Annotated in this window: 8 protein-coding genes; 1 reads left to right on the top strand and 7 read right to left on the bottom strand. The window is 69.8% G+C overall.

Going from position 1 to position 10,047, the window contains the following annotated elements:
* Window positions 1-3: 3 nt before the first annotated feature.
* From PHQ87_RS11055 to PHQ87_RS11085, 7 genes are all read right to left on the bottom strand, one after another.
* Window positions 4-1,209, bottom strand: coding sequence for an ABC transporter permease (locus PHQ87_RS11055; RefSeq protein WP_300234055.1), 1,206 nt, complete (start codon window positions 1,207-1,209; stop codon window positions 4-6).
* Window positions 1,199-1,960: an ABC transporter ATP-binding protein gene (locus tag PHQ87_RS11060; RefSeq protein ID WP_300234057.1), complete on the bottom strand. Its 762-nt coding sequence runs from the start codon at window positions 1,958-1,960 to the stop codon at window positions 1,199-1,201. The genes PHQ87_RS11055 and PHQ87_RS11060 overlap by 11 nt, the downstream gene beginning before the upstream one ends.
* On the bottom strand, window positions 1,957-3,348 hold the full coding sequence (locus PHQ87_RS11065; protein WP_300234059.1) for an efflux RND transporter periplasmic adaptor subunit: 1,392 nt from the start codon (window positions 3,346-3,348) through the stop codon (window positions 1,957-1,959). Before PHQ87_RS11065 ends, PHQ87_RS11060 begins: the two co-directional genes overlap by 4 nt.
* An 11-nt stretch (window positions 3,349-3,359) precedes the next feature.
* Window positions 3,360-4,805 carry an efflux transporter outer membrane subunit gene (locus tag PHQ87_RS11070; protein ID WP_300234061.1) on the bottom strand — a complete coding sequence of 482 codons (1,446 nt, stop codon included), beginning with the start codon at window positions 4,803-4,805 and terminating at the stop codon, window positions 3,360-3,362.
* 74 nt (window positions 4,806-4,879) lie between these two features.
* Window positions 4,880-6,385, bottom strand: a complete 1,506-nt coding sequence (locus PHQ87_RS11075) for an AMP nucleosidase (protein WP_300234063.1) — start codon at window positions 6,383-6,385, stop codon at window positions 4,880-4,882.
* 123 nt (window positions 6,386-6,508) lie between these two features.
* On the bottom strand, window positions 6,509-7,915 hold the full coding sequence (gene gorA / locus PHQ87_RS11080; RefSeq protein WP_300234066.1) for a glutathione-disulfide reductase: 1,407 nt from the start codon (window positions 7,913-7,915) through the stop codon (window positions 6,509-6,511).
* Between the two features lie 92 nt (window positions 7,916-8,007).
* Entirely contained in the window at window positions 8,008-8,859 is an 852-nt protein-coding gene (locus tag PHQ87_RS11085; RefSeq protein ID WP_300234069.1) for a 3-hydroxybutyryl-CoA dehydrogenase, read from the bottom strand.
* A 111-nt stretch (window positions 8,860-8,970) separates the two neighbouring features.
* On the opposite strand from PHQ87_RS11085, the gene PHQ87_RS11090 reads away from it, so the two are divergent.
* On the top strand, window positions 8,971-10,047 hold a 1,077-nt coding region (locus tag PHQ87_RS11090), incomplete at its 3' end, for a GMC family oxidoreductase N-terminal domain-containing protein (RefSeq protein WP_300234072.1).

The raw sequence follows: 10,047 nt of genomic DNA on the forward strand, positions 1-10,047 counted from the left end.
CCTTCACTCGTGCCGCAGCGCGTCGATCGGGTTCAGCCGCGCGGCGCTGCGCGCCGGGAAGTAGCCGAACACCACGCCGATCACGGCCGAGAACACGAAGGACAGCAGGTTCACGCCCGGGTTGAACTGGTAGGGCACGCCCATGATGGCCGACAGGCCGATCGAGGCCACGGTGGCCAGCACGATGCCGACCAGGCCACCCAGCGCGGCCAGCACCACGGCCTCGATCAGGAACTGCAGCAGCACCTCGCGCTCCAGCGCGCCGATGGCCAGGCGCAGGCCGATCTCGCGGGTGCGCTCGGTCACGCTCACGAGCATGATGTTCATGATGCCGATGCCGCCCACCAGCAGGCTCACGGCGGCCACCGCGCCGAGCAGCATGGTCATCACCTGCGTGGTGCCCGAGAGCGTGTCGGCCAGTTGCTTGGTGTCCAGCACGTTGAAGTTGTCCGGGTCGGTGTCGGCCAGCTTGCGGCGCTCGCGCAGCAGTTGCGTCAGGCCGGCCTTGACGCTGTCGGGGTCGGCGCCGTCGGCCATCGACACCAGCAGGGTGTTGACGCGGGTGCTGCCGGTGATGCGGCGCTGCAAGGTCTTGAGCGGCACCACCACCACGTCGTCCTGGTCGTTGCCGAACGCGCCCTGACCCTTGGCGCCGAGGAGGCCGATCACTTCGCACGACATGGCCTTGACGCGCAACTGCGAGCCCACGGCACTGCCACCGCCGAACAGCTCGCGCTGCAGGGTCTGGCCGATCAGGCACACGGCGGCGCCGGCGCGCAGTTCGTCACTGGAGAACTCGCGACCATCAACGATCTTCCAGTTGCCGGTCTTGAGCCACGCGTTGGTGCTGCCGATCACGCTGGTGCTCCAGTTCTTGCCGCCGGCGACCACGGTGGCGTTGCTGCGCGCTTCGGGCGCCACGGCGGTCAGGCCCGCGATCTGGCTGGCGATGGCCTCGGCATCGGCTTCCTTGAACGCGGGCGCGCCGCCACTGCCCATGCCCATCATGCGCTGGCCGGGCCTGATCTGCAGCAGGTTGGTGCCCAGGCCCGCGATCTGGCTTTGCACCGCCATGGTGGCGCCGTTGCCGACGGTGACCATGGTGATCACGGCGCTGACGCCGATCACGATGCCCAGGATCGTCAGGAAGGAGCGCAGCAGGTTGCGCCGGATCGAGCGCAGCGCGAGGACGAGGGTGTTAAGCCACATGGGCGGCCTCCTGCGCTGCGGGCTGCGCCGGGCGCAGCAGCAGCGGTTCGTTGCGTTCGTCGCTGGCCACCATGCCGTCGACGAAGCGCACGATGCGCCGGGCGTAGGCGGCCATGTCCGGTTCGTGCGTGACCATCAGCACGGTGATGCCCTGGTCGGCGTTGAGGTGCCAGAGCAACTCCATGATCTCGTGGCTGCGCTGGCTGTCGAGGTTGCCGGTGGGCTCGTCGGCCAGCAGCACCTGGGGCTCGGTCACGATGGCGCGCGCGATGGCCACCCGCTGCTGCTGGCCGCCCGAGAGTTCGCCCGGCGTGTGGTGCTCCCAGCCCTTGAGGCCGACCTTCTCCAGTGCCAGTCGGGCCGCCGCGTGGCGCTGTGCGGCCGGCTCGCCGCGGTAGACCAGGGGCAACTCGACATTCTCCTGTGCCGAGGTGCGCGCCAGCAGGTGGAAGCCCTGGAACACGAAACCGAAGTAGCGCCGGCGCAGGCGCGCGCGCGCATCGCGCGAAAGCGATTCGACGTGCACGCCGCGGAACAGGTACTCGCCGCTGCTGGGCACATCCAGGCAGCCCAGCGTGTTCATGGCGGTCGACTTGCCCGAGCCGCTCGGCCCCATGATGGCGACGAAATCGCCGGCCTCGATGTCCAGGTCCACGCCCTTGAGCGCCTGGAAAGCCGTGGCGCCCTCGCCGTAGGTCTTGGTGATGCCGCGCAGGCGGATCAGGGGGATGTTCGTGCCGGTGCTGGTCATGATCCCGCGATCCTGGTGCGCTGTTCGACGATCACTTCCACGCCTTCGGACAGGCCCTCGCCGCTGACCTCGGTCATGCGGCCGTCGCTGATGCCAGTGACCACGGGTACTGCCACGGGCTGGCCATCGCGCAGCACCCAGATGCGGCGGCGGCCGCCCGGCGCACTGGCGCTGCGGTCGGTGCCGGCCGTCTTGGTGGCACCGGAGCGGGGCGCACGGGGCATCAGCTTGGACAGGATGCCGCCGTTGCCGGCCGGTGCAGCGCCAGGGGTGCCCGTGCCGGGACCCTGCCCGCCTTCCGGACCCGCGCCGTTGCGGGGACCTCGCTGGCCGCCACCCGCGCCGGCCATGCCGGTGGGCGTGAAGCGCAGCGCCGTGTTGGGCACCAGCAGCACGCCCTGGCGCTCGTCGGCCACGATGGTGGCCGAGGCGGTCATGCCCGGGCGCAGGCTCTGGTCCTGGTTGTCCACGGTCAGCGTCGTGGTGTAGGTGACGACGTTGTCGGTGGTGGTGGAGCCGTAGGCAACGCGCTCGATCACCGCCGGGTAGCGGCGCGAGGGGAAGGCGCTGACGGTGAAGCTGGCCTTCTGGCCCGCCTTGACCGAACCCACGTCGGCCTCGTCCACCGCCACGTCGAGCTTGAGCTGGGCCAGGTTTTCGGCCACCGAGAACAGCGTCACGGCCTGCAGCGAGGCGGCCACGGCGTTGCCGGGATCGACCGAGCGCGAGAGCACGACACCATCGATGGGCGAGCGGATCGAGGCCTTGGACAGGTTGGTTTCCGCGGTGGACAGCGAGGCCTGGGCCTGTGTCACCGAGGCCTGGGCCGCGCGTTCGTTGGCCAGGGCCTTCTCGACCGAGGCGCGCGTGCTGTCCAGCTCGGTGGCCGAGGGGACCTTGCCGCCCGACAGCCGCGCCACTTCCTCGTAGCGGGCCAGCGTGGCCTCGGCCTCCTTGCGGCTGGCCGTGGCCTGGGCGAGCGAGGCCTGGGCGGCGGCCAGCGCCGCGCGCGACTGGGTGACCTGGTCCTCGAGCTTGGCGGTGTCCAGTTCCACCAGCACCTGGCCCGCCTTGACGCGGTCGTTCACGTCCACCAGCACGCGCTTGACGGTGCCCGACAGCTCGCTGCCGATGTTCACCGAGCGCGTGGGCTGCAGCGTGCCATTGGCGGCGACCGTCAGTGTGATGTCGCCGCGCTTGAGGGCCTCGGTCACGTACACCGGCGCCGCGTTGCGGGCCTTGACGCCCGACCAGTACCACCAGCCGGCACCGGCGGCCACCGCGATGGCCACACCGGCCCACAGGGAGGGGCGCTGCCACCAGCGCGGCGGGCGATCCTCGCCCAGCAGTTGGTTGACGGAGGCTTGGGAGGTTTTGTTGGCGCTCATGGATGTGGGTATCAACGGGATGCGGTCGGGGCGGTGTCGGGCTGCCAGCCGCCACCCAGGGCCTTGTACAGGCGCACGTGGTCGGCGCTGAGGGTGGCGCGGGCACTGGCCAGGCTGTCCTGTGCCGACAGCAGCGTGCGCTGCGTATCGAGCACGGCGCTGAAGTCGATCAGGCCGCTGCTGTAGCGCTGGCGGGCCAGCAGCTCGGCGTTGGCGGCCGCCTCGGCCGCCACCTGCAGTTTTTTGAGCCGCTCGCGGTCGCCCCGCAGGGACACCAGCGCATCTTCGACGTCCTGGAGCGCGGTGAGCACCGCCGATTCGTACGCGATCCGGGCCTGCTCGACCGCCGCGTCCTGGGCTTCGATGCGGGCCCGGGTGGCGCCGCCGTCGAACAGCGGCATGGAAATGCTGGCCAGCAGGGCATTGGCAAGCGTGGCGCCGCCACTGCCCAGGCCGCTGAGGGTCAGGGCCGACAGCCCCACCGAACCGGAAATCTGCAGGCTCGGGTAGCGGGCGGCCTCGGCCTGGTCCAGCCGCGACAGGGCGGCGGCCAGCCGGTGCCCGGCGGTGCCGACATCGGGGCGCTGGCGCAGCGTGTCGGCCGGCAGGCTCAGGGCCAGGTCGGCCGGTGGGGCCGGAATGGCGCCTTCGGCCGACAGGCGCTCGAGCAGGGCAGCCGGGGGCTGACCGGTGAGCACCGACAGCGCATGGATGCTCTGGTCCACACTGGTCTGCAGGGCCGGAATCTGTGCCTCGGTCTGCGAGGTGGAGGCGATGGCCTGCTCCAGGTCGAGCGAGGAGGCCAGCCCCGCCTGCACGCGCCAGCGCGTGATCTGCAGGGTTTCCTGCTGCAGCGCAAGGCTGCGCTGCGCAAAGGCCAGGCGCTGCTGCAGGCCGCGCAGCTCGATGTAGCTGACCGCCACCTCGGCCGCCAGCGACACGCGGGCGTTGGCCAGACTGGTTTCGGACGCCAGGGTGTCGGCCTCGCTGGCCGCGATGCCGGCGGCGTTGCCGCCGAAGAGGTCGGGCTCCCAACTGGCGTCGAAGCCCGCCTGGAAGCGGTTGCCCGCCGGGTTGTCGCCCGATTTGCTGCGCTGGCCCGAGCCGCTGGCGCGCAGCGAAGGGCCGGCGGTGGCGCGGGTGACGTCCTGTGTGGCGCGTGCCTGGCGCAGCGCTGCCTGGGCCGTGCGGACGCTGGGGTTGGCGGCGAGCGCCTCCGCGACCAGCTGGCGCAGCGTGTCGTCGCCGAAGCGTTGCCACCAGTCGGCCAGCGGGGTGGCATCCGAACCGGTGGCTGCGGCCGACCACTGCGTCGGCACGGCCAGTGCCGACGTGGCGTTGCGCTGCGTCGCGGGCGAGGCGCAGCCGGCGATCACGAGGGCTGCGGCCATCGCCAGAACCGCTGCCGGCCGTTGACGGCTGGCGTGCCGGCGGGTGGGAAGAAGGTCGAGATCCATGCCTCCATTGTGTGTGGTCATCGGATATGGGCCGTTTCGCTTGTGTGAATGATCTGTAAAGCCGGCAGCGGTGCTCACTGGAACGCCACCTCGGCAAAGCTGCGCAGCTTGCGGCTGTGCAGCTGGTCGATGCCGCCGGCGCGCAGCCGTTCGATGGCGCGGATGCCGATGCGCAGGTGCTGGTCGACCCGCTCACGATAGAAGTGGTTGGCCATGCCCGGCAGCTTGATCTCGCCGTGCAGCGGCTTGTCGCTCACGCACAGCAGCGTGCCGTAGGGCACGCGGAAGCGGAAGCCGTTGGCCGCAATGGTGGCCGACTCCATGTCCAGCGCCACGGCGCGGCTCTGGCTGAAGCGTCTCTGCGGCGTGCTGGGCATGTTGCGCGTGGGCAGCAGTTCCCAGTTGCGGTTGTCGGTGCTGGCCACGGTGCCGGTGCGCATGATGCGCTTGAGCTCGTGCGGTGCCAGGCCGGTGACCTCGGCCACGGCGCCTTCCAGCGCCACCTGGATCTCGGCCAGCGCCGGGATCGGCACCCACAGCGGCAGCTCCTCGTCGAGCACGTGGTCCTCGCGCACGTAGGCGTGGGCCAGCACGTAGTCGCCCAGTTGCTGGCTGGTGCGCAGGCCGGCGCAATGGCCCAGCATCAGCCAGGCGTGCGGGCGCAGCACGGCGATGTGGTCGGTGATGGTCTTGGCGTTGGCGGGACCGACGCCGATGTTGACCATCGTGATGCCGCTGCGGTCGGCGCGCAGCAGGTGGTAGGCCGGCATCTGCGGCAGCCGCGGGGGCACCACGCCCAGGGCGTCGACGGGTTCGGCGTCCAGGCCGGCGCGGCGCGTGATCACGTTGCCGGGTTCGACGAAGGCGATGTAGTCGCTGTCGGGACGTGCCATCTCGGCGCGGCCGAGCTTGATGAACTCGTCGATGTAGAACTGGTAGTTGGTGAACAGCACGAAGTTCTGGAACCACTCGGGCGCGGTGCCGGTGTAGTGGCGCAGGCGCTGCAGCGAGTAGTCCACCCGTGGCGCGGTGAACAGCGACAGCGGCTGTGCCTCCCCGGGCCCCGCCTCGTGGGTGCCGTTGGCGATGCCGTCGTCCATCACGGTCAGGTCCGGCAGGTCGAACACGTCGCGCATCAGGGCACGGCGCGCGGCGTCCATGTCGCCTTCGACGTGATCGTGCTCGGCGAACGAAAAATGGACCGGGATGGGCTGGGTGCTGGTGCCCACTTCCAGTTCGCCGCCATGGTTGGCCAGCAGCAGGCGGAACTGTTCCCGGTAATAGTCGGCGTACAGGTCCGGTCGTGTCAGCGTGGTTTCGTAGCGGCCCGGTTCGGCCACGAAACCGTAGCTCAGGCGCCGCTGGTGACCACCCTGCAGCCGGGTGCTGTGGGTGTGCAGGCGCACGAACGGGTAGCAGGCGCGCACGCGGGTATCGGGGCCGGCGTCGCCGGCCACGAAATCGCGCAAGGCCTGGCGCAGGAAACCGATGTTGTGGTCGTAGATCGCCTGCACCTGGGCCAGGGCGGCGTCGGCATCGCGAAAGCGCGCCGGGGCCATGAAGTCGGGTGTGTGGAGCATGGTGGATCTATTGTGAACCGTCATGCCAACCGGAATGTGACAGCGCCGCCGCAGACCGCACGCACCGGCCGGCATCGGGCACGGGCCGCCTGGCGGCTGCCCATGGGTCGTGATGCCGCAGCGTCAGGAGCGCACCGGCTCGCGCATGGTCACGAATTCCTCGGCGGCCGTGGGATGGATGCCAATGGTGCTGTCGAACACCGCCTTGGTGGCGCCGGCCTTCATGGCCACGGCAAAACCCTGGACGATCTCGCCGGCGTCGGCGCCGACCATGTGCAGGCCGACCACGCGGTCGCTGGCGGTGTCGACCACCAGTTTCATCAGGGTGCGCTCGCTGCTGCCCGAGAGCGTGTGCCGCAGGGCCTTGAACTCGCTGCGGAAGACGGTGACGGCCCCGAAGCGTTCGCGCGCCTGGGCCTCGGTGAGGCCCACGGTGCCGATGTTCGGGTGCGTGAAGACGGCCGTGGGGATGTACTCGTAACTCATCTGGCGCGCGGCCCGGCCGGCCGCCGGACCAAAGAGCTGGTCGACCACCACCATGGCCTCGCCCAGGGCCACCGGCGTGAGCTGCACCCGGTTGGTCACGTCGCCCACCGCCCAGATCGAAGGCACATTGGTCTGGTAATGCCCGTTGACGATCACCTCGCCCTGCGCACCCTGGGTCACGCCGACCTTGTCCAGGCCCAGCCCCTGCACATTGGGCTGGCGGCCCGTGGCGTACAGCACGGCATCGGCCAGCACCACATTGCCGTCTTCCAGTTCGGCACGCAGGCCATCCGCGGTCTTGCGGATGTCGACCACGCCGGCGTTCAGGCGCAGGTCCACGCCCGATTTGCGCATCTCGGTGGCCACGAAATGGCGGATCTCGTCGTCGAAGCCGCGCAGCACCTGCTCGCCCCGGTACAGTTGCACCACCCGGGCACCCAGGCCGTTGAAGATGGACGCGAACTCGCAGGCAATGTAGCCACCGCCGACGATCAGCAGGCGCTGCGGGAAGGGCTCCAGATCGAACACCTCATTGGAGGTGATCACGTGTTCGCGCCCGGAGAAGTGCGGCACATGGGGCGTGCCGCCGGTCGCGATCAGGATGTTCGCCGCGGTCAGGGTCTGGTGACCGGGGGAGCCATCTGCATGGAGAGTGGCCAGCGTGATGTCATGGGCGCTGTCGATGCGTGCGAAGCCATGGAACACGGTGACCCCGCTGCCACGCAGCAGGTTGTCGTAGACACCGTTGAGGCGGCTGATCTCCCGGGCCCGGTTGGCCTTCAGGGTGGCCCAGTCCAGCCGCGGGGGGCTGGCCAGTTCCCAGCCATAACCGGCCGCCTCGCTGAAGGCCGCGTGGTAGTGCGCGGCGTAGCTGTACAGCTTCTTCGGGATGCAGCCGACGTTGACGCAGGTGCCGCCCAGGCCTTCCTCGCCCAGGGTTTCGGCCAGGGCCACGCGGGCGCCGCGTTGCGCGGCCATGCGGGCGGCACGCACACCGCCGCTGCCGCCGCCGATGACGAACAGGTCAAAATCGAAAGTGCTCATGAGTTCCCCCAGGGCCGGCACACCATGCGGGCCGGCATCGGGGGAATCTTAAGCCTTGATCAGGGACCTGGCCGGCCCGGCGGCTTGTGGCCTCAGTAGGTGTAGACGCCGCGGCCGGTCTTGCGGCCCAGCCAGCCGGCCGCCACCATTTCCTTGAGCAGCGGGCAGGGGCGGTACTTGGAGTCGTTGAACTCCTCGAAGTACACGTTCATCACCGCCAGGCACACGTCCAGCCCCACCATGTCGGCCAGCGCCAGCGGGCCGATCGGGTGGTTGCAGCCCAGCTTCATCCCCTCGTCGATTTCCTCCGGCGTGGCCAGCCCTTCGGCCAGCACGAAGAAGGCCTCGTTGATCATCGGCACCAGGATGCGGTTGACCACGAAGCCGGGGGAATTCTTCACCGTGATCGGCGTCTTGCCCAGGGTTTCGGCCAGGGCCTTGACCGTGTCATGGGTGGCGTCGCTGGTCTGCAGGCCGCGGATGATCTCCACCAGCGCCATCATGGGCACCGGGTTGAAAAAGTGCATGCCGATGAACCGGTCGGCGCGCTGGGTGGTGGCGGCCAGCTTGGTGATGCTGATCGAGCTGGTGTTGGTCGCCACGATCACCTCGGGCGCCAGCAGGCCGTCGAGCTGCTGCAGGATCTTGACCTTGAGCGCTTCGTTCTCGGTGGCGGCCTCGATCACCAGTTGCGCGCCCTTGAGGTCCTCGTACTGCGTGCTGCCCTGGATCAGAGACAGGGCCCGGGCCTTGCCCTCGGCGTCCAGCTTGTCCTTCTTGATCAGGCGGTCGAGGCTGCCGGCGATGGTGGCCAGGCCCTTGTCCACCGCCGCCTGGGCGATGTCGACCATGACGACGCGGATGCCGCTGACCGCGCAGGCCTGCGCAATGCCGTTGCCCATGGTGCCGGCGCCAACGATGCCGACGGTCTGGATGCTGCTCATGAGGGTAACTCCTGCAAGTCGATGAAAGGAAAAAGAAAACAGGTGTGCTAACTTGGCGACCGATTGTCGCGCACCGACCGGGCATCATGCCCGATGCAGGAGACAGCAGCCATGTTCGACACCATCATCGTGGGCGGCGGCTCCGCCGGCTGTGTGCTGGCCGGCCGCCTGAGCGAGGACCCGGGCCACCGCGTGGCGCTGGTCGAGGCCGGGCCGGCCGATCGCAGCGTGCTGATCCACTGTCCGGCCGGCCTGGCGGTACTGGCCAAAACCGGGCATTTCAACTGGGGCTACCAGACGGTGCCGCAGCCGGGTCTGGCGGGGCGGCGGGGCTACCAGCCGCGCGGCAAGGTGCTGGGCGGCTCCAGCTCCGTCAACGCGATGATCTACACCCGGGGCCACCCGCGCGACTACGACGACTGGGCCGCACAGGGCAACCCGGGCTGGTCTTTCGCCGAGGTGCTGCCGTATTTCAGGCGCGCCGAGCACAACGAGCGCGGCGCCGACGACTGGCACGGACAGGGCGGGCCGCTGAACGTGATGGACCTGCGCAGCCCCAACCCGTTTCTGGCGCACTTCATCGAGGCGGGCCGGCAGGCCGGTTACCCGGTCAACGCCGACTTCAACGGCCCGCAGCAGGAGGGCATCGGTGTCTACCAGGTCACGCACCGCAACGGCGAGCGCTTCAGCGCGGCCAAGGCCTATGTCACGCCGCATCTGGACCGGCCCAACCTGCAGGTGTTCACCGGCACCCTGACCACGAGGGTGCTGACCGACGTGGTGGACGGGCAGGTGCGCGCCACGGGCATCGAGCTCCGGCCGGACGGCGGGCGCGGGCCGCTGAAGACGCTGACGCTGCGCTCGGGCGGCGAGGTGGTGCTCAGCGCCGGCGCCTTCGGTTCACCGCAGCTGCTCATGCTTTCGGGCATCGGCCCGGCCGGGCACCTGCGCGGCCTGGGCATCGCCGTGACGCGCGACCTGCCGGGCGTGGGGGCCAACCTGCACGACCATCCCGACGTGGTGATGGTGGTCGAGGTGCCGAAAGCGACCGAGCTGTTCGGACTGTCGCCGGCCGGCCTGGTCCGGATGCTGCGCGGCATCGGTGAGTGGCGGCGTTCGCGCAGCGGCCTGCTCACCACCAACTTCGCCGAGGCCGGGGGCTTCATCCGCAGCACGCCCGATGAGCCC

Source organism: Hydrogenophaga sp. (genome assembly GCF_028698005.1).
GTDB lineage: Bacteria > Pseudomonadota > Gammaproteobacteria > Burkholderiales > Burkholderiaceae_C > Hydrogenophaga.

What these genes read in the sequence shown, in the direction of transcription:
- PHQ87_RS11065 (WP_300234059.1), bottom strand. Translation starts at nt 3,348, where the DNA reads ATGAGCGCCAACAAAACCTCCCAAGCCTCCGTCAACCAACTGCTGGGC.
- PHQ87_RS11085 (WP_300234069.1), bottom strand. Translation starts at nt 8,859, where the DNA reads ATGAGCAGCATCCAGACCGTCGGCATCGTTGGCGCCGGCACCATGGGC.
- PHQ87_RS11070 (WP_300234061.1), bottom strand. Translation starts at nt 4,805, where the DNA reads ATGGATCTCGACCTTCTTCCCACCCGCCGGCACGCCAGCCGTCAACGG.
- gorA (WP_300234066.1), bottom strand. Translation starts at nt 7,915, where the DNA reads ATGAGCACTTTCGATTTTGACCTGTTCGTCATCGGCGGCGGCAGCGGC.
- PHQ87_RS11060 (WP_300234057.1), bottom strand. Translation starts at nt 1,960, where the DNA reads ATGACCAGCACCGGCACGAACATCCCCCTGATCCGCCTGCGCGGCATC.
- PHQ87_RS11055 (WP_300234055.1), bottom strand. Translation starts at nt 1,209, where the DNA reads ATGTGGCTTAACACCCTCGTCCTCGCGCTGCGCTCGATCCGGCGCAAC.
- PHQ87_RS11075 (WP_300234063.1), bottom strand. Translation starts at nt 6,385, where the DNA reads ATGCTCCACACACCCGACTTCATGGCCCCGGCGCGCTTTCGCGATGCC.